17 protein-coding genes and 1 pseudogene are annotated in these 20471 nt (G+C 64.5%); 11 read left to right on the top strand and 7 right to left on the bottom strand.

Going from position 1 to position 20471, the window contains the following annotated elements:
• Window positions 1-107 (top strand): annotated as a pseudogene (locus ACXJL8_RS09665) (LLM class flavin-dependent oxidoreductase); the annotation flags it as partial.
• 142 nt (window positions 108-249) lie between these two features.
• Here the strand turns inward: ACXJL8_RS09665 and ACXJL8_RS09660 are convergent.
• The gene (locus tag ACXJL8_RS09660; protein ID WP_456621770.1) at window positions 250-1107 is read right to left on the bottom strand and encodes a prephenate dehydratase; all 858 of its coding nucleotides are present in this window, start codon (window positions 1105-1107) and stop codon (window positions 250-252) included.
• Window positions 1108-1144: 37 nt separating this feature from the next.
• Window positions 1145-1885 (bottom strand): 3-deoxy-manno-octulosonate cytidylyltransferase, encoded by a 741-nt coding sequence (locus tag ACXJL8_RS09655; RefSeq protein WP_456621769.1) that lies wholly within the window; start codon window positions 1883-1885, stop codon window positions 1145-1147.
• A 219-nt stretch (window positions 1886-2104) separates the two neighbouring features.
• Between ACXJL8_RS09655 and ACXJL8_RS09650 the strand changes: the two genes are divergently transcribed.
• The 7 genes from ACXJL8_RS09650 (at window position 2105) to ACXJL8_RS09620 (ending at window position 11733) form a co-directional block, all read left to right on the top strand.
• Window positions 2105-2659: a c-type cytochrome gene (locus tag ACXJL8_RS09650; protein ID WP_456684930.1), complete on the top strand. Its 555-nt coding sequence runs from the start codon at window positions 2105-2107 to the stop codon at window positions 2657-2659.
• A 210-nt stretch (window positions 2660-2869) separates the two neighbouring features.
• Window positions 2870-4771 carry an extracellular solute-binding protein gene (locus ACXJL8_RS09645; protein WP_456684929.1) on the top strand — a complete coding sequence of 634 codons (1902 nt, stop codon included), beginning with the start codon at window positions 2870-2872 and terminating at the stop codon, window positions 4769-4771.
• 14 nt (window positions 4772-4785) lie between these two features.
• On the top strand, window positions 4786-6660 hold the full coding sequence (locus tag ACXJL8_RS09640; protein ID WP_456621766.1) for an extracellular solute-binding protein: 1875 nt from the start codon (window positions 4786-4788) through the stop codon (window positions 6658-6660).
• A gap of 2 nt (window positions 6661-6662) precedes the next feature.
• Window positions 6663-7772 carry a microcin C ABC transporter permease YejB gene (locus ACXJL8_RS09635; protein WP_456684928.1) on the top strand — a complete coding sequence of 370 codons (1110 nt, stop codon included), beginning with the start codon at window positions 6663-6665 and terminating at the stop codon, window positions 7770-7772.
• The gene (locus tag ACXJL8_RS09630; protein WP_456621764.1) at window positions 7772-8950 is read left to right on the top strand and encodes an ABC transporter permease; all 1179 of its coding nucleotides are present in this window, start codon (window positions 7772-7774) and stop codon (window positions 8948-8950) included. Before ACXJL8_RS09635 ends, ACXJL8_RS09630 begins: the two co-directional genes overlap by 1 nt.
• Window positions 8951-8953: 3 nt before the next feature.
• On the top strand, window positions 8954-10591 hold the full coding sequence (locus tag ACXJL8_RS09625; RefSeq protein WP_456621763.1) for an ABC transporter ATP-binding protein: 1638 nt from the start codon (window positions 8954-8956) through the stop codon (window positions 10589-10591).
• Between the two features lie 401 nt (window positions 10592-10992).
• On the top strand, window positions 10993-11733 hold the full coding sequence (locus tag ACXJL8_RS09620; RefSeq protein ID WP_456621762.1) for a Crp/Fnr family transcriptional regulator: 741 nt from the start codon (window positions 10993-10995) through the stop codon (window positions 11731-11733).
• A 41-nt stretch (window positions 11734-11774) separates the two neighbouring features.
• Here the strand turns inward: ACXJL8_RS09620 and ACXJL8_RS09615 are convergent, their stop codons facing one another.
• Together ACXJL8_RS09615 and ACXJL8_RS09610 are read right to left on the bottom strand one after the other, a co-directional pair.
• Window positions 11775-12629, bottom strand: coding sequence for a C40 family peptidase (locus ACXJL8_RS09615; RefSeq protein ID WP_456621761.1), 855 nt, complete (start codon window positions 12627-12629; stop codon window positions 11775-11777).
• Entirely contained in the window at window positions 12622-13998 is a 1377-nt protein-coding gene (locus ACXJL8_RS09610) for a leucyl aminopeptidase family protein (RefSeq protein WP_456621760.1), read from the bottom strand. Before ACXJL8_RS09610 ends, ACXJL8_RS09615 begins: the two co-directional genes overlap by 8 nt.
• 220 nt (window positions 13999-14218) lie before the next feature.
• On the opposite strand from ACXJL8_RS09610, the gene ACXJL8_RS09605 reads away from it, so the two are divergent.
• The 3 genes from ACXJL8_RS09605 (at window position 14219) to ACXJL8_RS09595 (ending at window position 17109) form a co-directional block, all read left to right on the top strand.
• Window positions 14219-14422 (top strand): hypothetical protein, encoded by a 204-nt coding sequence (locus ACXJL8_RS09605; protein WP_183247077.1) that lies wholly within the window; start codon window positions 14219-14221, stop codon window positions 14420-14422.
• A gap of 275 nt (window positions 14423-14697) precedes the next feature.
• Window positions 14698-16200, top strand: coding sequence for a metallophosphoesterase family protein (locus tag ACXJL8_RS09600; protein WP_456684927.1), 1503 nt, complete (start codon window positions 14698-14700; stop codon window positions 16198-16200).
• A gap of 93 nt (window positions 16201-16293) precedes the next feature.
• Window positions 16294-17109 (top strand): tetratricopeptide repeat protein, encoded by an 816-nt coding sequence (locus ACXJL8_RS09595; protein ID WP_456621758.1) that lies wholly within the window; start codon window positions 16294-16296, stop codon window positions 17107-17109.
• A gap of 62 nt (window positions 17110-17171) precedes the next feature.
• Here the strand turns inward: ACXJL8_RS09595 and ACXJL8_RS09590 are convergent, their stop codons facing one another.
• The 3 genes from ACXJL8_RS09590 to ACXJL8_RS09580 all read right to left on the bottom strand — a co-directional run.
• Complete coding sequence (locus ACXJL8_RS09590; protein WP_456684926.1) at window positions 17172-18146, bottom strand: type II secretion system F family protein; 975 nt, start codon at window positions 18144-18146, stop codon at window positions 17172-17174.
• Between the two features lie 9 nt (window positions 18147-18155).
• Window positions 18156-19133 carry a type II secretion system F family protein gene (locus tag ACXJL8_RS09585; protein WP_456684925.1) on the bottom strand — a complete coding sequence of 326 codons (978 nt, stop codon included), beginning with the start codon at window positions 19131-19133 and terminating at the stop codon, window positions 18156-18158.
• A 16-nt stretch (window positions 19134-19149) separates the two neighbouring features.
• On the bottom strand, window positions 19150-20471 hold a 1322-nt coding region (locus tag ACXJL8_RS09580), incomplete at its 5' end, for a CpaF family protein (protein WP_456684924.1).

The following is a 20471-nucleotide window of genomic DNA, read 5'->3' as shown; positions in this document are numbered from 1 at the left end:
AGCCGGACGAGTTGATGGTGATCACCGCGGTGTACGATCACGAGGCGCGGAAGAAATCATATTCGCTGCTGGCRGATGCGTTCGGGTTGGCGAAGGTGGCGGCTTAGATCGTCGTCCCGGCCTAGTGCGCAATTGCGCACGGGGGCCGGGACCCATACCGCGGAATCTCTCGGTGAAACTCGGTATCTGCGACCTTCCGCAACAACGCGCCGCGGTGGTTATGGGCCCCGGCCTTCGCCGGGGCGACGACTAATCCTGCGTCTCGCTGAACGTCGCGCGGAACGGATGCCCGGGATACACGCCGACGATGCGGAATTCGCGCGAGAAGAATTTCAGCTCATCGATTGCGAACGCCAGCCCCTTGTCCTCGGGATGGCCGTCGACATCGGCGTAAAATTGCGTGGCGAAGAAATTGCCGTCGACCATGTAGCTCTCGAGCTTGGTCATGTTGACGCCGTTGGTGGCAAAGCCGCCGAGCGCCTTGTAGAGCGCGGCCGGCAAATTGCGCACCCGGAATACGAAGGTGGTGACCAGGGAGCCGGAGCCCTGGGCCGCCCATTTCGGCTCGCGCGCCAGCACCACGAAGCGCGTGGTGTTGTGAGCCTCGTCCTCGATGTCCTCGGCCAGAATGTCGAGGCCGTAGATGTTGGCGGCAAGACGCGAGGCGATCGCGGCGACACTCTTGTCCTTGCGCTCGGAGATGTCGCGGGCGCTGCCGGCGGTGTCGGCATGCACGATCGGCTTGATGCCGAGCTTGCGGATGATGCGCCGGCACTGGCCGAGCGCATGCACGTGGCTCTCGACGCTCTTGATGTCTTCGAGCTTGGTCCCCTTCACCGCCATCAGCTGGTGACGGACCGGCAGAAACCATTCGCCGATGATGAACAGGCCGGAGGCCGGCAGCAGATGATGGATGTCGGCGACGCGGCCCGCGACCGAGTTTTCGATCGGGATCATGCCGAGATCGGCCTCGCCCGACGAGATCGCCGACAGCGCGTCTTCAAAAGTAGCGCAGGGCATCGGCTCGGCGTCGGGATAGGCCTCGACGATGGCGATGTGGGAATTGGCTCCGGGTTCGCCCTGGAATGCGATCTTCATCTTGCTCATGTCTTGAAGTGCTCCTGGTCGGCCTTGTAACAGCGGCTCAGGATTTGGAAAGGATGCTGCGGGCGGTCTCTAGGTCGGCCGGGGTGTCGACCCCGCGGGGGACGGTGTCGACGATGGTAAAGTCGATCCGCATCCCGGCCTCCAGCGCACGCAACTGTTCGAGCTTCTCCTGCAATTCCAGCGGGGACGGCGGCAGCGACACGAACCGCTCCAGCGCGGCGCGGCGATAGGCGTAGAGGCCGATATGGTGGTAGCGCGGTCCGTCGCCGGTCGGCGCCGTGGCGCGGGTGAAATAAAGTGCGCGCATGCGCTTGCCCCCGAGCGAGGTTCCCACCGCCTTCACGACGCTTGGCGCGAGATCCTCCTCCTCGGTATGGATCTGCGAGGCTAGCGTTGAGATATCCACGGCCGGGTCCGCGAGCGGGGGCAGCACGTCGCGAATGTTGCCGGTCGTGATCGTCGGGAAATCGCCCTGGAGATTGACCACGATCTCGGCCTTGCCGTCCGGATCGAGCTTCTGCATGGCTTCGTGGATGCGATCGGACCCGGAAGGGTGCTCGGGGCGGGTCATCACCGCCTCGCCGCCATGGGCCGATACGACGGAGGCGATCTCGGCCGTATCGGTTGCGACCGCGACCCGGCCGATGCCGGCGGCCTCGGCGCGGCGCATCACATGCACGATCATCGGCAGGCCGGCGATATCGGCGAGCGGCTTGCCGGGCAGGCGGGTGGCGGCCATGCGGGCCGGGATCAGCACCAGGATGCGGGGATCGGTCATCGGTTCAAGGGCCTGGAAATGGAGCGTTTTCCGCGTCGAGAAATGGGGTGGGGATGGGCCGAAAGCCGGGTCGCTTATACGGGTTGCCAGACCCCGGGCAAACCGATATCTCAATGGCAAAACTCGGGGAAACAATAAGGAACGTTTGATTCTCCCGAGGCTCGTCCTGGCGGCCGCTCGGTCGCTGTTTCCTTCTTGCGGTGTGGGGCCTGGCCGGAAATGGACTCTTTCGAACTCAATAAGATTCTCGGTGCCGTGCTCGGCACCTGCCTCATTCTGCTGGTGACGAACTTCACCGCTCAGGCGCTGTTCTCGCCCAAGATGCCGGAAAAGCCGGGCTTCGAGATCGCCGTGAAGGAGGATGCCGGCCACGGCAAGGAAGGTGGCGCCGCCGCTGCGCCCTCCGAGCCGATCGAAAAGCTGCTCCAGACCGCCTCCATCGAGAAGGGCGCGGCCGCCGCCAAGAAGTGCGGCGCCTGCCACACCTTCGAAAAGGGCGGCCCGAASCGCGTCGGTCCGAACCTCTATGGCGTCGTCGGCGAGAAGAGGGGTGAGGGCCGTGGTGGCTTCAACTTCTCGGCGGCCATGAAGGGCAAGGGCGGCACCTGGACGTTCGACGACCTCAACAAGTTCATCGCCAATCCGAAGGGCTTCATTCCCGGCACCGCGATGGGCTTCGCCGGTATTCCCAAGGATTCCGAGCGCGCCGACGTCATTGCCTATCTGAATTCGCTGTCAGAGCATCCCCAGCCGCTGCCGACCGCGTCCAAGTAAGACGTTCGGCCTGCTCATCTACCCTAGCGGCCAGGCTGAAAAGCCTGGCCGTTTGCGTATCCGGGCCTCGCGGCGTTGTTATCGGGGCGTTTGGCCGCAGCGATCGGCCCAGCCGGGCTTCCAACATGAGGAAAAAGCAACATATTCGGTCGAAACCTCGCCTATATTGAGCACTTAAAGGGGTAACCTCCTTCAGACAGGAATGTTGATTTGGCCATTACCCGACGCGACCTCTTGCTCACCGGCACTGCTGCCGCCGCACTTCCCGCCCTCGGTTCCGCGGCGGGCTTTCCCGTCATCGGCGTGGCCACGGCGCAATCCGCGAGTGAACCGCCGTGGCGGCACGCGCTGTCGCTGTTCGGGAACGTCAAATACCCCGCCAGCTTCAAGCGGTTCGATTACGTCAATCCGGAAGCCCCCAAGGGCGGGGTCGCGCGCCAGATTGCCGTCGGCACGTTCGACAATTTCAACATCGTCGTCGCTGGTGTGAAGGGCGCGATCGCGGGGGCCGTCGCGTTCATCTATGAATCCCTGCTGACGCCCTCGCTGGACGAAGTCTCGACCGAGTATGGCGCGCTCGCGGAGGCCGTGAGCCATCCCGCCGATTTCTCCTTCGTGACCTATCGCCTGCGCGCCGAAGCCAAATGGCATGACGGCAAGCCGGTCACCGCCGATGACGTCATCTTCTCGCTCGACGCCTTCAAGAAGCACCACCCGATGTACTCGGCCTATTACAGCCACGTGGTCCGGGCCGAGAAGGTCGGCGACCGCGAGGTCAAGTTCGTGTTCGACGCGCCGGGCAATCGCGAGCTGCCGCAGATCGTGGGACAGCTCACCATCCTGCCCAAACACTGGTGGGAGGGCACCGACGCGCAAGGTCGCAAGCGCGACGTCTCCGCCACCACGCTCGAGGTGCCGCTGGGCTCGGGCCCCTACCGGATCAAGGAGTTCGTCGCCGGCCGCACCATCAGTCTCGAGCGCGTGAAGGACTATTGGGGGCGCGACTTCGCCGCCAATGTCGGCCGCAACAATTTCGACGAGCTGCGCTACGAATATTTCCGGGACGCGACCGTTGCGATCGAGGCGTTCAAGGCCGACCAGGTCGWCTGGCGCACCGAGAACAGCGCCAAGAGCTGGGCGACCGCCTACGATTTCCCGGCCGTGGCCGAGAAGCGCGTGATCCTGGAGGAGTTCGCCAACCGCAGCTCGGGCGTCATGCAGGCCTTCGTGCCGAACCTGCGCCGCGCCAAGTTCAAGGATCCCCGCGTCCGCCGCGCGCTGAACTACGCGTTCGACTTCGAGGAAATGAACAAGCAGATCTTTTTTGGCCAGTACAAGCGCATCAGCAGCTATTTCGACGGCATCGACGAATTGATGGCGACCGGCCTGCCGCAGGGCAAGGAGCTGGAAATCCTCGAAACCGTGCGCGCGGATGTGCCGCCCGAGGTCTTCACGACGGCTTACACCAACCCGGTCGGCGGCAGCCCGGAAGCGGTGCGCGACAATTTGCGCGAAGCGCTGCGCCTGCTGAAGGAGGCCGGCTACGAGGTGCGCGACCGCAAGCTGATCGACGTCAAGACCGGGACCCAGCTCGCCTTCGAACTCCTGAGCGCGGATCCGAGCTTCGAGCGGATCGTGCTGTTCTACAAGCCGTCGCTCGAGCGCCTCGGTATTGCGGTCAGCGTGCGGACGGTCGATCCGACGCRATACGAGAACCGGCTTCGCGACTGGGATTTCGACATCGTCACCAACTCGTGGGGCGAGTCGCAGTCTCCGGGCAACGAACAGCGCGAGTTCTGGTCGTCCAAGACGGCCGACATCGCCGGTTCGCGCAATGTTGCCGGCATCAAGAATCCTGCGATCGACAAGCTGATCGAGCGGGTGATCTACGCCACCGACCGCGACGATCTCGTTGCCGCCACCAAGGCGCTGGACCGGGTGCTGCTCTGGAATCACTACGTCGTGCCGCAGTGGACCTACTCGAAGGTGCGCACCGCGCGCTGGGACCGCTTCGGCCGGCCGTCGGAGTTGCCCAAATACGGCCAGTCGGGCTTCCCGTTCATCTGGTGGTATGACGCGGACAAGGCGGCGCGGATCGCAAAGAAATCGTGAAGGACATTTTTCGCATGGCGCAGCCCTCACGCCGGCACGTGCTGGCCTTAGGTGTCGGTGGCGCGCTCGGCGCCGCCTGGCTCCGCGGCGTGCAGGCCTCGGAGATGGCGGCCGAGGCCCATGGCATTTCGGCGTTCGGCGATCTCAAATATCCCGCCGATTTCCATCACTTCGACTACGTGAATGTCGATGCCCCGAAGGGCGGCTCGTTCTCGCTCATTCCGTCGGTGCGCGCCTACAACCAGTCCTACCAGACCTTCAACTCGCTCAATGCCTTCATCATGAAAGGCGATGGCGCGCAGGGCATGGACATGACGTTTGCGCCGCTGATGGTGCGCGCGAACGACGAGCCGGACGCGATGTACGGGCTTGCCGCCAAGTCCGTGCAGATATCGCCGGACAGGCTGGTGTATCGCTTCACGATGCGGCCTGAGGCGAAATTTCATGACGGCACGAAGCTCACCGCCCAGGACGCGGCGTTTTCGCTGACGGCGCTGAAGGCCAAGGGACATCCGCTGATCGTCGTGCAGATGCGCGACATGGTCAGCGCGGAAGCTGTCGATGATGCGACGCTCGTTGTCACCTTTGCCAAGGGGCGGGCGCGCGACGTGCCGCTCTATGTCGCGAGCCTTCCGATCTTTTCGAAGGCCTACTACGCGTCTCGTCCGTTCGACGAAACCTCTCTGGATATCCCGCTGGGCTCCGGTCCGTACAAGGTCGGAAAGTTCGAGGTCAATCGCTACGTCGAATACGAACGCGTGAAGGACTGGTGGGCTGCCGACCTGCCGGCCTGCCGCGGCAGCTACAATTTCGACGTCGTTCGCTACGAATTCTATCGCGATCGCGATGTCGCCTTCGAGGGCTTCACCGGCAAGAACTATCTCTACCGGGAGGAGTTCACCTCCCGCATATGGGCGACCCGCTACGACTTTCCTGCGGTGAAGGACGGGCGCGTCAAGATGGAGGTGGTCCCCGACGATACACCATCGGGCGCGCAAGGCTGGTTCATCAACACGCGGCGCGACAAGTTTAGGGATCCGCGCGTGCGTGAGGCCCTGATCAATGCCTTCGACTTCGAATGGACCAACAAGACCATCATGTACGGCGCCTATGCCCGTACGGTGTCGCCGTTCCAGAACTCGGACCTCATGGCGAGCAACGGGCCTCCGTCGCCGGAAGAGCTGAAGCTGCTGGAGCCGTTTCGCGGTCAGGTGCCTGACGAAGTATTCGCCGCACCGTTTACGCCTCCGGTGTCGGACGGTTCCGGGCAGGATCGCAGCCTGTTGCGCAAGGCGCAGCAATTGTTGACCGAGGCCGGCGTGCCCATCAAGGATGGCAAGCGAGTGCTGCCGAACGGTGAGGTGTTCAGGATCGAGTTCCTGCTGGACGAGCCTTCGTTCCAGCCGCACCACGCGCCCTACATCAAGAACCTGGCCACGCTCGGCATCGAAGCGAGCGTGCGTCTCGTCGATGCCGTGCAGTACAAGGCGCGTCAGGAAGATTTCGACTTCGACATGACGATCCAGCGTTTCAGCATGTCGGCGACGCCGGGCGACGCGATGCGTTCGTTCTTCTCGTCGCAGGTCGCGGCAACCAAGGGCTCCTACAATCTCGCGGGCGTCGCCAGCCCGGCTATCGACGCCATGATCGAGAAGATCATGGCGGCCGACAACCGTGAGGATCTGACGGTCGCCTGCCGCGCCTTCGATCGGCTGTTCCGTGCCGGCCGCTATTGGGTGCCGCAATGGTACAACAAGACGCACCGGCTCGCTTATTGGGACCAGTTCGCTCATCCGCAGAAGCTGCCACGTTATGCCAACGGCGTCGGCGCTCCCGAAATCTGGTGGCATGATAGCGCCAAGGCGGCCAAGCTCGAGCAGGCGAAATAGCCATGAGCGCCTATATCGCCCGCCGCATCCTGCTGATGATCCCGACCCTGCTCGGGATCCTCTTCGTGTCCTTCGTCGTCGTGCAATTCGCACCCGGCGGTCCGGTCGAGCGCGTGATCGCGCAGCTCTCGGGCGCCGATACCGGCGGCAGCTCGCGCATCTCGGGCGGTGGCGACTTCGCGCAGCGCGCGCCGGGACAGCTTGGCGCCGGCGGCGACGCCATCAACTCGAAATATCGTGGTGCGCAGGGGCTCGACCCCGACTTCATCAAGAAGTTGGAGGTACAGTTCGGCTTCGACAAGCCGGCGCCGGAACGCTTCGCGCTGATGGTGTGGAATTTCGCGCGCTTCGATTTCGGCAAGAGCTATTTCCGCGACGTCAGCGTGATCCAGTTGATCAGGGAGAAGCTGCCGGTCTCGATCTCGCTCGGCATCTGGCTGACGCTCCTGACCTATCTGATCTCGATTCCGCTCGGCATCCGCAAGGCGGTCAAGGACGGCACGCGTTTCGACACCTGGACATCGAGCATACTCGTGCTCGGCTATGCCATACCCGGCTTCCTGTTCGCGATCCTCCTGATCATCCTGTTTGCCGGAGGCTCGTTCTTCAACTGGTTCCCGCTACGTGGGCTGACGTCGGACGGCTGGTCGCAATTTCCCTGGTACTGGAAGATCATCGATTACTTCTGGCATTTGACGCTGCCGCTGATCGCCATGGGGCTCGGCGCCTTCACCACCATGACGTTCCTGACCAAGAACTCGTTTCTGGACGAGATTCGCAAGCAATACGTGATGACCGCGCGCGCGAAGGGCTGCAGCGAAAATCGCGTGCTCTATGGCCACGTCTTCCGCAACGCGATGCTGATCGTCATCGCGGGCTTTCCAAGCACCTTCATCCACGCCTTCTTCTCGGGCTCGCTTCTGATCGAGACCATCTTCTCGCTGGATGGGCTGGGGTTGCTCAGTTTCGAGAGCGTGCTCAACCGCGACTACCCCGTGGTGTTCGGCACGCTCTTCATCTTTTCGCTCGTCGGCCTCGTGATCAACCTGATCTCCGACTTGACCTACATGTGGATCGATCCGCGGATCGATTTCGWGGCGCGGGAGGTCTGATGACGCTGACCGCCCCCACCCCGATCGAAACCACCATGAAGTCGCCGCCCGGCGACGCCGTGCCGGTCGCGCGCAAGCCGTTCGTGCCATCGCCGCTGAACAGGCGCCGCTGGCAGAATTTCAAGGCGAACCGGCGCGGCTACTGGTCGTTCTGGATCTTCATGATCCTGTTCGTGGTGTCGCTGTTCGCCGAGCTGATCGCCAACGATCGGCCGTTCCTGATCAAGTATGACGGCCATCTCTACTGGCCGGCCTTCGTCACCTATTCCGAGACGACCTTCGGCGGCGACTTCGAAACCGCGGCCGACTATCGCGATCCCTATTTGCAGAAGCTGATCAAGGAGAAGGGCGGCAGCATCGTCTGGCCGCTGATCCGCTACTCCTACGACACCCACAATCTCGATCTGCCGACGCCGGCGCCGTCGCCGCCAACCTGGATGTTGACGGAGGCGCAGTGCAAGCCCGTGGTCGAGAAGAAGGGCCTCAAGAGCTGCCGCGACCTCGAATACAACTGGCTCGGTACCGACGATCAGGGCCGCGACGTGGTGGCGCGGCTGATCTACGGCTTCCGCATCTCGGTGCTGTTCGGCCTCTGCTTGACCATTATCTCCTCGATCATCGGCATCGCGGCGGGCGCGGTGCAGGGCTATTTCGGCGGCTGGATCGACCTGTTCTTCCAACGTTTCATCGAGATCTGGACCGCGATCCCTTCGCTCTATCTGCTGCTGATCCTGTCGTCGGTGCTCGTGCCGGGATTCTTCGTGCTTCTTGGCATCCTGCTGTTGTTTTCCTGGGTGTCGCTGGTCGGACTCGTGCGCGCGGAATTTTTGCGCGGGCGCAATTTCGAGTACATCCAGGCGGCGCGGGCGCTCGGCGTGTCGAACGCGGTGATCATGTTCAAGCATTTGCTGCCGAACGCGATGGTCGCGACGATGACGTTCCTGCCGTTCATCGTCTCCTCGTCGGTCATGACGCTCACGGCCCTCGACTTCCTCGGCTTCGGGTTGCCGCCCGGCTCGCCGTCGCTCGGCGAGTTGCTGTCGCAGGGCAAGTCCAACGTGCAGGCGCCCTGGCTCGGCTTCTCCGGTTTCTTCTCGGTCGCGATCATGCTGTCGCTTCTGATCTTCATCGGCGAAGCGGTGCGCGACGCCTTCGATCCGCGCAAAACCTTCAGGTAGCAGATGGACGCGATCAACCAGCCCCTGCTCAGCGTGCGCGACCTCTCGGTGGCCTTCCACCAGGGCGGCGCCACGACGCTTGCGGTCGACAAGGTCTCGTTCCAGATCAAGCGCGGCGAGTGCGTGGCGCTGGTCGGTGAATCCGGGTCCGGGAAGTCGGTCAGCGCGCTCTCGATCCTGAAGCTGCTGCCCTATCCGAACGCCTCGCATCCCTCGGGGAGCATCCGTTTCAAGGGGCGCGAGCTGATCGACCAGTCCGAACAGCAGATGCGCGGGATTCGCGGCAGCGACATCTCCATCATCTTCCAGGAGCCGATGACCTCGCTCAATCCGCTGCACACGATCGAGGCGCAGATCGGCGAGATCATCCAGCTGCACAATCCGACCAGCAATGCAGAGGTGCGCAAGCGGACGCTGGAATTGCTGACGCAGGTCGGTATTCCCGAGCCCGAGACGCGACTGAACAGCTACCCGCACCAGCTGTCCGGCGGCCAGCGCCAGCGCGTGATGATCGCGATGGCGCTCGCCAACGAGCCGGATCTGTTGATCGCGGACGAGCCTACCACCGCGCTCGACGTCACCGTGCAGGCGCAGATCCTGACGCTGCTCGCCGAAATCCGCGCCCGGCTCGGCATGAGCCTGCTCTTCATCACCCACGACCTCGGCATCGTGCGCCGCATCGCCGATACCGTCTGTGTCATGAAGGGCGGCGAGATCGTCGAGCAGGGGCCGGTCGAGCAGGTCTTCACCAGCCCGAAGCATCCCTATACGCGCGACCTGCTCGCCGCGGAGCCGAAGCCCGATCCGGCGCCGCCGCAGCCGGATGCGCCATTGGTGATGTCGGCCAATGATCTGAAAGTGTGGTTTCCGATCAGGCGCGGGCTGATGCGCAAGACGGTCGGCCACATCAAGGCMGTCGACGGTGTCAGCGTCGCCGTGCGCAAGGGCGAGACGCTCGGCGTCGTCGGCGAATCCGGTTCCGGCAAGACCACGCTGGGGCTGGCGCTGCTGCGGCTGATCTCGTCGAACGGGCGCATCGTGTTCCTGGGGAAGGACATCCAGGGCCTGCGCTTCAAGGAGATGCGTCCGTTCCGGCGCGACATGCAGATCGTGTTCCAGGATCCGTTCGGCTCGCTGAGCCCGCGCATGTCGGTCGCCGACATCATCGCGGAGGGCCTCTCCGTGCATCAGCCAAAACTGTCGCGCGAGGAGCGTGAGGCGCGCGTCGTCAAGGCGATCGAGGATGTCGGGCTGAAGCCGGACACCCGTTATCGCTATCCGCACGAGTTCTCGGGCGGCCAGCGCCAGCGCATCAGCATCGCGCGCGCGGTGGTGCTGGAGCCGGATTTCGTCGTGCTGGACGAGCCGACCAGCGCGCTCGACATGCTGATCCAGGCACAGATGGTCGATCTCCTGCGCGAGCTCCAGCGCAAGCGCGAGCTCACCTACATGTTTATCTCGCACGATCTGCGCGTCGTCGCCTCGCTCGCCAGCCATCTCATCGTGATGCGCGGCGGCAAGGTGGTCGAGGAAGGCCAGGCGGCCGAGCTCTTCAAGAACCCGAAGACCGACTACACGCGCGCGCTGTTCGCGGCGGCGTTCCGGCTGGAGACGGCGGGCAATGGATCGGTGGCGACGTAGGTCTGCCAGACCCTAAGCGGCAGAGCGCCGTCGCAGCAGGAACGAGATTTACGAGAATCTACCATCATTCGTGGCATGTGCGTGCCGATAAACTTGCGGGACGCCTCTATGGGAACCKGCGGATCCAAGGAGCCATGAACGGAACTCTCGCGGCGCCAGGCTGTACGGTGTTACCCATACCTGTTTTGCAATTGTTAATTCCGAACTGGGATTGCATCTATTTCCCGATTGAACGCGAGCGGAAATTACGCCTCGCAGTTTTGCTGTTGAGAGCGAGGGCGTTTTGTTGGTTGACGCGACCTTTGTGCGCGCAGCGAAGACAGATCCAGTCTCATGCTAAAGCCGCCGTTTCGTGCTGCTGGGAATGAGGAAGACGGATGCTTCGCGGCGGGTCACACGCAATGACGCGCGTCGGTGCAATTGGTAATCGCCTTTTGGCAGCGCTGCCGCCTGCGGATCTGGATCTGCTGGCGCCTGGGCTCGAGACGGTCGCGCTGCATGAGGACGCGGTGATCTCGCGGGAAGGCGACGAGGTCGATTGCGTCTTGTTCCCTCATAGCGGTGCCATCTCGCTGATGATCGACCTGGCGGACGGCCGGACCGTTGCGACCGCCGTCGTCGGTCGCGAGGGAGCGCTCGGTACCCTTTCTGTGCTCGGACCGTCAGCTTCGGCCCTTACCGGGATCGTCCGTGCGGCGGGCGTCGCCTCGCGCATCCCGGCGCCGCGATTTCTCGCCGCATATAACCGAAGCTCCGCGATCCGGCACGCGATCCAGATTCACATCAGGGCGATGCTGGTCCAGCTCCAGCGCGGCGGAGCCTGCAACGCCGTGCATCCGGTGCAAGCCCGGATGGCACGCTGGCTGCTCCAAATTTGCGATCGGACCGACGACGACGTCCTCCCGCTCACCCAGGAGGCGCTCTCGCAGATTCTAGGTGTGCGACGATCGACAGTGACGCTTCTGATGCGCAATCTGCGCGCGTCCGGGGCGATCAGGTCTGATCGCCGCGGCCACATCGAGATCGATCGAACCCGGCTCGCCGCAGCGGCGTGCGAATGTCACGACACCATGCGTCACGAAGTTGAGCGGATATTCTCGACGAAATACGGCACGATTTCGCGCAATGATCGTGCTGGGTGATGCAGCGGGTAATGCGCGCGCCCCGGAATGACAGCATGGGGCTACAGCCGCTTGACCGCAGCGACCTCGCTGCCGGCCGCCTTGATCCGCGCAAGCGCCGGTTCGATCGGCTCGATTACGGTTGCCATGTGATGCGCGTTGGCGTGGACCATGGTGTCGGCGTCGCGGACGATGGCGACGTGGCCTTTCCAGAAGATCAGATCGCCGCGCCGCAAGCTGCTTCGCTCACGCGGCTCCAGCGCGCGGCCCAGTCCCGCCTGCTGCATGTCGCTGTCGCGCGGGCACCCGACGCCCGCGGCGGTCAGCGACACTTGGACCAGGCCCGAGCAATCGATGCCAAGACTGCTCTTGCCGCCCCAGAGATAGGGCGTGCCGACGAAGCGCTCGGCGACCGCGACGAAGTCCGGCGCGCGGTGATCGAGCGGCGCGAGATGCGTCTTCGGCAGATACATGCCGTCATGCGTCACGGCGAAGCTGCCGTCCTCGCGCGCCACTGCCAGCCTGGATCCCAGCACGAGCGTGTCAGCCGGCGGCAGCTTGATCGAGGGGCCGGGGAAGGCAAAGGTGCGGAGCGCGCTGACCATGTGTGTCGGCGCGGCCGAGGGGCGCGTCAGGCCTGCGTCCGGAAGCCAGCCGACATAGCCGTCGCTGGCCAACTGGCCCCAGGCCCAGCCTTCGCCGTTGCGGTCGTAAACCGTCACGCGCTCGCCGCGTAGCGCCTCGGTCATCAGCATCGCGCTCGAGGACGGCTGCTCCCGCACCGGCGCGATCGGCTCGACCAATTCGAATTCCTCGCCGGTGACGAAGCGATCCGCCTGCACCTTGCCTTCGAGATATTTCGCGGCGAGGTCGCCCCGCGCCGGCGTCAGCCTTGGATCGTGTCCTGGATCATGCATAGCGCTCGCTCAGCAATGTGTAGAGGGCGCGTGCGGCCTGGCACTCGCCGCCTTCGGGCCGCGCGGGTTTTGCCGATGGCGTCCAGCCGTAGATGTCGACATGCAGCCAGCTCCTGGCCTGCTCGACGAAGCGTTGCAGGAACAGCGCGCAGGTGATCGAGCCCGCAAACCCGCCGGAGGGCGCATTGGTGATGGTGGCCGTCTTGGAGTCCAGCCACGCATCGTAAGCCGGCCACAGCGGCATGCGCCACAACGGATCGTTCTCCTTCATCGCGCAGCGCGCGACGTCGGCGGCAAGCGTCTCATCATTGGTGTAAAAGGGCGGTAAATCCGGCCCCAGCGCAACGCGGGCGGCGCCGGTCAGCGTGCCCAGATCGATCAGCAGGTCCGGCTTCTCCTCGTCGGCCAGCGCCAGCGCGTCCGCAAGCACCAGCCGCCCCTCCGCGTCGGTGTTGCCGATCTCGACGGTGACGCCTTTGCGCGAGGTAAAGATGTCGAGCGGGCGGAAGGCGTTGCCGGAGACGGCATTCTCCACCGCCGGGATCAGCACGCGCAGCCGGACCTTCAGCTTCGCATCCATCACCATGCGCGCCAGCGCCAGCACATTGGCGGCGCCACCCATGTCCTTCTTCATGATCAGCATGCCGCTCGAGGGCTTCAGATCGAGCCCGCCGGTGTCGAAGCAGACGCCCTTGCCGACCAGCGTCACCTTGGGATGCGAGGGATCGCCCCAACCGATGTCGATCAGGCGCGGGGCGCGGTCCGAGGCCATGCCGACCGCATGGATCAGCGGGAAATTCTGCGCCTTCAGGTCTTCGCCGACGATGCAGGCAAAGCTTGCCCCGAATTCGGCGGCGAGTCCTTGCGCGGCTGTGGCCAGCTCTTCCGGACCCATGTCGTTCGCCGGCGTGTTGATGAGGTCGCGTGCGAGCATCGCGGCATCCGCCATGCGGCTGACCTCGGCTGCGTCGATGCCGTCCGGCGGCACCAGCCGGACCTCGGGGCGGTCCGCCTTGCGATAGCGGGCGAAGCGGTAGCTGCCGAGCGCGAAGGCGAGCGCCGCCAGTCGCGCGTCGTGCGGTGCATTGGCAAAGCGATAGGTGCCCGGCGGCAACAGGCCCGGCAGGACGCCCGGCCGGAACAGGTCGCGCGATCTGGCGCCGTCATCCTCGATCCCGAACAAGATCTGCGCGATCGCACCGTCGGGCGCGGGCAGCGCCAGGTAGCCGCCCGGCTTGGCGGCAAAGGCGCTGGCGGTGGCGAACTGGCGCTGCGCCGGCGGCAGCGTTTCGCGCACGGCGTCCCAGCTCGATTTGGTGACGAAGGTGATCGGGATGGCGGTGGAGGACGTCTCGAAGACGGAAGGCATTGGCGGGTCCGGATCGTCAGATCAAGCAGGTCATGCGAACGGACGAGACTTCGCAGAGTTTCGCCGCGGCTGCAATCGGCTTTGCTGTCACCGTTCAGCGACCCGCTACTCGCCGCAAGGGGCCCATGCTAGGTTCCGGCAACGGCCGCCGGATCGACTGGGAAAACTGTGCAGGAGATGACCGGCGGGCGAAGACGAAGCCTGCCGGGAGGAAACTGCAATGGAATTTGTGTGGAGCGTGGTCACATTCATCGGCCAGGCCGTCGAGGCGATTTTTGGTTATGTCGAGCATCATCACTGGATCTTCGCATTCCTTGCCGGCGGTTACGTCTTCTATCTCCACGACCGCTCCGTCCACGCGCGGTTCGATGCGCTGGACAAGCGCGTCGATGAAATCCGCAAGCGCCTCGCCATCGAATATTGACCGGCCCGGCGAAACCATCTTCGGACGCTCCCGTATCTCAGTTGAGAACTGCCGTTCACGAGAGCGCAGCCGCAGGGCTTTACTAGCGCTGCGGTTGTGGCATTATCGACCGATATTTTAGATTGTGCCGTGCGGTTCTGCAGGTCTCGAGCGCAAGAAGACGGCGGCATATGCCGTCGATAGCTGGGTTGAACCGGCCCGAACCCGTTCGTCGAAGGCATTTCTCTTATCTCTTATCGTTTCGGCGGCGCAGCATTTGCGATGAGCGGCGCAAAATGGATAGATCATTCGTCATTGCGCATATTTCCGACCTGCACCTGGACGGGTCAGGCCGGCTGCTTGCGACGATCGAGGCACTCGGTGCCGCAATCCGCGAGAAGATGGCTGACTTCGCGGACATTCCCGACCGCATTCTGCTGATCACGGGCGACCTCGTGAACGATCCGACGCCGCGCGCGCTCGACGAAGCGCTCGCGGTCATCGCCTCGTTCCGGCAGACCGGCCTGTTCACCGATATCCAGGCGATCGCCGGCAACCACGATGTCAAGCGGCCGAGCCAGCGCGTCGGCCGCCACGATGCCTACGATTATCTGCATCTGCCGCGAACCTCGAAGAGCGTCTACTATCGCCAGGCCGGCCTCGATCTGGTGCTGCTGGATTCCAACAGCGCGAGCCTCACGGCGCTCGCGGGCGGCACTATCGATCAGAGCGCCTACAATGCCATGGTCGCAGATTCCGCCCGGCTCAGCGTCGAGCTCGCGGGCAGCCTTGGCTCGTCCGGACGCGCCGACTACGCCGAGCCGGTGGAAAATCTGGTGCGCGTGCTGGCGATGCACCATCATCCGCTGCCGCAGGCAACCGGCGAAGGGAAGCGGTTTCTCGGCGTCCCGGACGAGCCGCTGATGTATCTCGCTGCGCCCGCGACCTTTCTCGAGGCGGCCACTTCGCTCAACGTCAATCTGGTTCTGCACGGGCACCGGCACGTCGAGGGATTGACCCGCTATTCGATCCCCGATCCGCGTGCGACCTCGAGCGAGGGCGGTGAGGTGTTCTGGCGCACGATCTACGTGCTCTGCTGTCCGTCCTCGACCGGGCAGGCCGGCGACGACGCCGGCTTCAACATCATCCATTTCGGCCCGATGTCTGACGCCGGCCGTTCCGAGTACCGGTTCGCGATCGCCCGGTATTCGCGGCCGCGCAACACCGGTGCGTTCGGGCCGCTCGACTCGAACCTGCCGGGCGGTGTCATCAGGCTTCCGGCAGGGCGGGATTTTTCCCGCGATCCCGCCTTGCAGTCGGCGATCGAGATCGGCTCATGTGCGACGCTCAAGCGCGATCAGGTCGCRGCGCTGGCGCGCCTGCTGTTGACGCGCCGGGCCTTCTACGCTGACGGCAAGCAAGACTGGGCGAACACGCTCTACGCCTGTCTCGTCAGCTCGCAGGCGTGGGCGGATATCGACGGCAAGCTCGCGAAGTCGGAGCGCACGCATGACGTCGCGGCGGTGGCCGCGGTAAGGCTGTTGCTGAACCGATTGACCGAGCAATCCGCCGATGTGCTCGGCCTCGATCGCGCCGCGCTCGGCGAGCTGCGGGCGAAGCGTCTGATCAATCGTGAGGACCTCTTGCGAGAATTGCCGAGGACGCCGCGCGCGGGCATCGATGTTCAGGGGCAGACGCAACAGAAGCTGCAATTGCTGCGGGACCTGAATGAGCGGGTGAAGGCGCTTGGCCTCGATCTCGGCCTCGGCGGGGAGGTGCCGCCGCAGACGCCACCGTGAGGGGCAGGCAGGCTGACATTAACCGGCCGTTAGGGTTAACAGTCTATTGCTGGCGCATTCGGCTCGATCAATCGGCTCGAGAGTCAAAGCGTCATGCGTCAACGGTTCAGTCTTGCCCGGCTTCTTGCCTCCACCTCGCTGGTCGCGATGGTGGCCATGGGCCTTGGCGGCTGCGCGGCGATGTCAAAGCTCTCTGACGTCACCGGCTCGGTCGGGCCGCGCGCGGACGCCGCCACCCCCGCCGATCCCGCGCGCGCCATCGAAGCCTATGGCGAGCGCTATCGCGCCAATCCCAAGGACGCCGACGCCGCGCTTGCCTATGGCCAGGCGTTGCGCGCAAACGGTCAGCGCGCCCAGGCCGCCGCGGTGCTCGAGCAGGCGACCATCGCCAACCCAGGCAACAAGGCGTTGCTCGCCCAATACGGCCGTGCGCTCGCCGACAATGGCAATTTCCAGCAGGCCTTCGACGTGCTTGCGAAAGCGCATTCGCCCGACAATCCGGACTGGCGCCTGCTCTCGGTGCAGGGCACCGCGCTCGACCAGATGGGCCGTCACGGCGAGGCGCGCTCCTATTATGCGAGCGCGCTGAAGATCGCGCCGGGCGATCCCGGCGTGCTTTCCAATCTCGGCCTGTCCTACATGCTGTCGAAGGACCTGCCGAAGGCCGAAGAGGCGCTGCGGCAGGCCTATGCCTCGCCGCGTGCGAGCGCCCGGGTGCGGCAGAATCTCGGCCTCGTCGTCGGCCTTCAGGGGCGCTTTGCGGAAGCCGAGACCATCGTGAAGGCGGACCTGCCGCCGGATCAGGCGGCGGCCAATGTCGCCTATCTCAAGGACATGCTGAACCGCAACGACGCTCCGCGCGGCGCACCGAAGCGGACGCCGGTCGCCTCGCTCAGCCAGCCCGACTGATCAGACCGGATTCTTCCAGGCTTGGAGCCGCGCGGCGGACCGAGTGCGGTCCGTGGCTTGCTTCACTGCATCTCGCTGATCTTGATGCCGGTCGGTCCGAGAATGACGACGAACAGCACCGGCAGGAAGAACAGAATCATCGGCACGGTCAGCTTCGGCGGCAGCGCGGCGGCCTTCTTCTCGGCCTCGTTCATGCGCATGTCGCGGTTTTCCTGCGCCATGACGCGCAAGGAATGGCCGAGCGGCGTGCCGTAGCGTTCCGCCTGCTGAAGCGCAAGACAAACCGATTTGACGCCCTCGAGCCCGGTGCGGCGGGCCAGATTCTCATAGGCAACCTTGCGATCCTGCAAATAGGACAGCTCGGCCGTGGTCAGCGTGAACTCTTCCGACAGCGCGATCGACTGGCCCACGATCTCGGTGGCCACTTTCCGGAACGCCATCTCGACCGACATGCCGGATTCGATGCAGATCAGGAGCAGGTCGAGCGCGTCGGGGAAAGCGCGCTTGATCGAGAGCTGGCGCTTGGAGATCGCGTTCTTGAGGAACAACATCGGCGCCTGGAGGCCGAGATAGGYGGCGCCGACGCAGATGCCGATCTTGATCGGCATCGATTTCTCCATGTGCGCGATCGCGAACACGTACACGACCGAGCCGACGAACAGCACGAGCGGGGCCACCATGCGGGCAAACAGGAAGGTGATGTAGGGCGCCTGTCCGCGATAGCCCGCCATGATGAGCTTGTCGCGCGCAGCTTCCTGCGCGAGCCATTTTGTGAGGTTGAAGTCCTCGACGACCCGGGAGACCAGCTGCTTCGGCGTCTGGCGCAGCGTGACCTTTTCGTTCTTGTTGAGGCGCTCGCGCTCGCGTTGCCGGATGCGTTCGCGCTCGCTTGCCACCGCCTTCATGCGCTTGGAGAGGCCTTCGCCGGCAAACAGCGGCATCACCAGCGTATACACGGTGGCGCTGGCGGCGATGGCCGCCAGCATCATGGTCATGAAGCGGACGTCATGCAGTTTCGCAACGAGAAATTCGACCATACGGCACCGTCAGAAATCGAAGTTGATCATCTTCTTCATCACCATGATGCCGACCGACATCCAGACGACGCAGCCGACCAGCATGAGCTGACCGGTAGGATGGGTCCACAAAAGCGAGATGTAGTGCGGGGTCGTGAGATAGACCAGGAACATCACGATCGGCGGCAGCGAGCCGATGATGGCGGCCGAGGCCTTGGCTTCCATCGACATCGCCTGGATCTTTTCCCTCATCTTCTTGCGATCGCGCAGCACCTTTGAGAGGTTGCCGAGCGCTTCGGAGAGGTTGCCGCCGGACTTCTGCTGGATCGAGATGACGATGCCGAAGAAGTTGGCTTCCGGCAGCGGCATGCGGTCGTAGAGGCGCGAGCAGGCCTCGCCGAGCGGCATGCCGATCGCCTGCGTCTCGATGATGGCCAGGAACTCGCTGCGCAGCGGCTCCGGCGCGTCGGCGGCGACGACCTTGATCGATTCGAACAGCGGCAGGCCCGCCTTGATGCCGCGGACGATCACGTCGACCGCGTCGGGCAGCGCGGTCAGGAACTTGGTTTCGCGTCGCTTCTTCAGGAAGCTCAGCGCCCACCGCGGCAGGCCGAAGCCGCCGGCAAAGGCGAGGCCGGCGGCGCCGAGCATGCCGCCCCCGACGAACAGGGCGACCGCGAACAGCACGCCCGCCACGACGGCGGACACGATCCAGAATTTCTGCGGCGCCCAGTCGAGCCCTGCCTGCGACAGGCGCACGTTGAGCGGAACGCTCTTCTCCTGCTGGCGTCGCGCCTCGAGATCCTTGAGCGACGTCTCGACCTGCTCGCGGCGCGTTCGCTGGCTCTTCTCGGTCTGCTTGGCCGCGGGCGCATCGGCGCGCGAGATCGAGGCGCGACGGCTTTCCGCCTTTCGCTCGCCGGACAGGAGCGGATAARGGAAGACCCAGGCGATGCCGCCGACGGCGGCGGTGGCGAGGAAGGCGAGGGCGAGGACCTGAATGTTCATGACTGTGCTGTCCTGCTCACGTCTTCGGCGCCACTTCCGCGGCGTCGAGCGCGGCGGCAAGGCGCTTCTCGTCGCCGTAATAGCGGGCGCGCTCCCAGAACTTCGGGCGGCCGATGCCGGTCGAGCGGTGCCGGCCGATGATCTTGCCGTTGGCGTCCTCGCCGACCATGTCGTAGAGGAAGATGTCCTGGGTGATGATGGTGTCGCCTTCCATGCCCATCACCTCGGTGATGTGGGTGATGCGGCGCGAGCCGTCGCGCAGACGCGCGGCCTGGACGATGACGTCGATCGAAGCGCAGATCATCTCGCGAATTGTTCGCGACGGAAGGGAAAAGCCGCCCATGGTGATCATGGATTCGCAGCGCGACAGGGCCTCGCGCGGATTGTTGGCGTGCAGCGTGCCCATCGAGCCGTCATGGCCGGTGTTCATGGCCTGGAGCAGGTCGAACGCCTCGGGTCCGCGGACTTCGCCGACGATGATGCGTTCGGGGCGCATACGCAGGCAGTTGCGCACCAGCTCGCGCATGGTGACCTGGCCTTCGCCCTCGATGTTGGGCGGGCGGGTCTCGAGTCGCACCACGTGCGGCTGCTGCAGTTGCAGCTCGGCGGCGTCCTCGCAGGTGATGACGCGCTCGTCGTGCTCGATATAGTTGGTCAGGCAGTTGAGCAGCGTGGTCTTGCCCGAGCCGGTGCCGCCGGAGATCAGCACGTTGCAGCGGACGCGGCCGATGATCTGGAGGATTTCCGCGCCCTCCGGCGAGATCGCGCCGAACTTGACCAGCTGATCCAGCGTCAGCTTGTCCTTCTTGAATTTGCGGATGGTGAGCGTCGGCCCGTCGATCGACAGCGGCGGCACGATGGCGTTGACGCGGGAGCCGTCGGCGAGGCGCGCGTCGCAGATCGGCGAGGATTCGTCGACGCGCCGGCCGACCTGGCTGACGATGCGCTGGCAGATGTTGAGGAGCTGCTGGTTGTCGCGGAAGCGGATGCCCGTGCGCTGGATCTTGCCGGCGACCTCGATGTAGACGGTGTTGGCGCCGTTGACCATGATGTCGGCGATATCGTCGCGCGACAGCAGCGGCTCGAGCGGGCCGTAACCGAGAACGTCGTTGCAGATGTCGTCGAGCAGCTCTTCCTGCTCGGCGATCGACATCACGATGTTCTTGATCGCGATGATCTCGTTGACGATGTCGCGGATTTCCTCGCGCGCCGACTCGGAGTCCAACTTGGCGAGCTGGGCGAGGTCGATTGCCTCGATCAGCGCACCGAAGATGGTCGCCTTGACCTCGTAGTAATTGTCCGAGCGCCGGCTCTCCATGGCCGGGGCCGGCGCGGGCC

This window comes from Bradyrhizobium sp. P5_C11_2 (genome assembly GCF_054049755.1).
The sequence above is the reverse complement of the archived record's forward strand: the minus strand, read 5'-3'. Positions and strand labels throughout refer to the sequence as shown.

Coding starts and splice junctions, on each gene's coding strand:
- ACXJL8_RS09660 (WP_456621770.1), bottom strand. CDS start 1,107: ATGAGCAAGATGAAGATCGCATTCCAGGGCGAACCCGGAGCCAATTCC.
- ACXJL8_RS09655 (WP_456621769.1), bottom strand. CDS start 1,885: ATGACCGATCCCCGCATCCTGGTGCTGATCCCGGCCCGCATGGCCGCC.
- ACXJL8_RS09640 (WP_456621766.1), top strand. CDS start 4,786: ATGGCGCAGCCCTCACGCCGGCACGTGCTGGCCTTAGGTGTCGGTGGC.
- ACXJL8_RS09630 (WP_456621764.1), top strand. CDS start 7,772: ATGACGCTGACCGCCCCCACCCCGATCGAAACCACCATGAAGTCGCCG.
- ACXJL8_RS09620 (WP_456621762.1), top strand. CDS start 10,993: ATGACGCGCGTCGGTGCAATTGGTAATCGCCTTTTGGCAGCGCTGCCG.
- ACXJL8_RS09615 (WP_456621761.1), bottom strand. CDS start 12,629: ATGCATGATCCAGGACACGATCCAAGGCTGACGCCGGCGCGGGGCGAC.
- ACXJL8_RS09610 (WP_456621760.1), bottom strand. CDS start 13,998: ATGCCTTCCGTCTTCGAGACGTCCTCCACCGCCATCCCGATCACCTTC.
- ACXJL8_RS09605 (WP_183247077.1), top strand. CDS start 14,219: ATGGAATTTGTGTGGAGCGTGGTCACATTCATCGGCCAGGCCGTCGAG.
- ACXJL8_RS09595 (WP_456621758.1), top strand. CDS start 16,294: ATGCGTCAACGGTTCAGTCTTGCCCGGCTTCTTGCCTCCACCTCGCTG.